The sequence below is a fragment of the Sebaldella sp. S0638 genome, from assembly GCF_024158605.1.
Classification (GTDB): Bacteria; Fusobacteriota; Fusobacteriia; order Fusobacteriales; family Leptotrichiaceae; genus Sebaldella.
Genome location: NZ_JAMZGM010000243.1, coordinates 1 through 1,619 on the forward strand (window position 1 = coordinate 1; position 1,619 = coordinate 1,619).

Annotated in this window: 2 protein-coding genes; both read right to left on the reverse strand. The window is 28.2% G+C overall.

Annotation, left to right across the window (positions count from 1 at the left end; genetic code table 11):
- Positions 1 to 591: 591 nt before the first annotated feature.
- Positions 592 to 1,158 (reverse strand): TetR/AcrR family transcriptional regulator, encoded by a 567-nt coding sequence (locus tag NK213_RS19965; protein WP_253352611.1) that lies wholly within the window; start codon positions 1,156 to 1,158, stop codon positions 592 to 594.
- A 102-nt stretch (positions 1,159 to 1,260) separates the two neighbouring features.
- Positions 1,261 to 1,619, reverse strand: a 359-nt coding sequence (locus NK213_RS19970) for a hypothetical protein (protein ID WP_253352614.1), incomplete at its 5' end; no start/stop codon positions are given.

Consider the following 1,619-nt stretch of genomic DNA (forward strand, 5'->3'; position numbering starts at 1 on the left):
ACTACAAACGGAGGAGTAGGAGTGGAATTTCAGGACAGATACGGAGTTTTCCTGACAGGACAGTATAAAACAGCAGGCAGCAACAAGGAAGAAGACTATCAGGTAGGATTGAATCTGAAAGTAGCATTTTAAAAAAATAAATATATTTTGGAACTAAGCATATTTATTTGAATGAAGAAAAGTGGAATTATCTGAACAAAAAGATATTTATACTTTTCTTCTAAATAATAAAAATTTATAAAGTGATTTATTTCTTAAAAATCATATAAATCAACATCCCAAATGAGCTGAAAAGCTCATTTTTAATATAGAATTTGTAAATAGACAGAATGAAATACTTTTGGGATAAAATTCAAACAAGACTTTTTTACAGAAAAATCACAATAATATGATAAACTCCATTTGGAAATAATATTTTTAGAGCAGTAATTAAAGATTAAACGGGGGACAATACTTCAAGTATTTATTACACTGAATTTTAAAACAACATAATAAAAAGACACCATATAGTATTTATAAAACATGGTGTCTTTTTTTGTTATCAAATTACTTTTTCAATTAATATATATTTTTCATTATTTTTTAGAAAAATTATTTCTTTGTAAATTCATCAAGTAATATGTTTAATGTAGCGGTATAATCAGCACGAAGATCATTTTTCCCCATATTCATACACCAGTCAAATGTAGCTCCGCGCAATGATGAGTAAATAACTCTGTAAACATAATCAATATCATATTTTGAGTTAAAGTAACCACCTTCAAATGCCTCGGAAATATAAACTCTCAAAAAAGTGTCAAGTGCACCCGGAGGAGCAGCAAACATCTCATTTTCCAAAGACAGTGAAAGAAAATATTTAACAAATTTATAGCCGTAATACAATATAAAATCCAGATATATGTCTATTATAATAACGATTTTTTCCACAGGAAGCTTGTTATCAGTACGTTCAAGCACTAATTTCATTGACTCGGCTCCAAGTTTCAGATGATATATCTTAAATAATTTATCTTTTGATCCTATATAACGGTAAAATGCTCCTATTGATATACCGGCTAGCTGGCAGATTTCCCTGATGGAAATATCTTCGTAGTCTTTTTGTTTGAATAATTCTTCAGCAGCTGCGATTATTTTATTCTTTGTTTCATTATCACCCATAAAATTGCCCCTTTCTACAATATAAATATATTATACCATATTTAAAAGATATAAATAAGAGCATTGTTCACGTTAAAAAGAATAAATTTTATATTTTAAAGTTTATTGTTTTTTAAATTTATTAATAAGTATATCAAATGTTAATGAAAAATCCTCCTTTAAATCAGAAGTTCCTTTATATGTACACCAGTCAAACACTGTTCCTCTTATAGAAGAATAGAGGGCTTTGAAAATATAATCAATATCATAGTTTTCATTGAATTCTCCGTTTTTTGCAGCTTCATCAACATAATTTCTTAAGAAAGTATGTAATGTTTTCGGCGGAGTAGAAAATGCTTTTTTTTCTAGTGAAAGTATAAGAAAAAGAGCAGTACATTTATATCCATATGGTGTTAGTATGAAAAAGTGGACACAAAAATCTTGATTGTGTAAACTAATTGAGAGAAGGCAGGTGTCCGAAA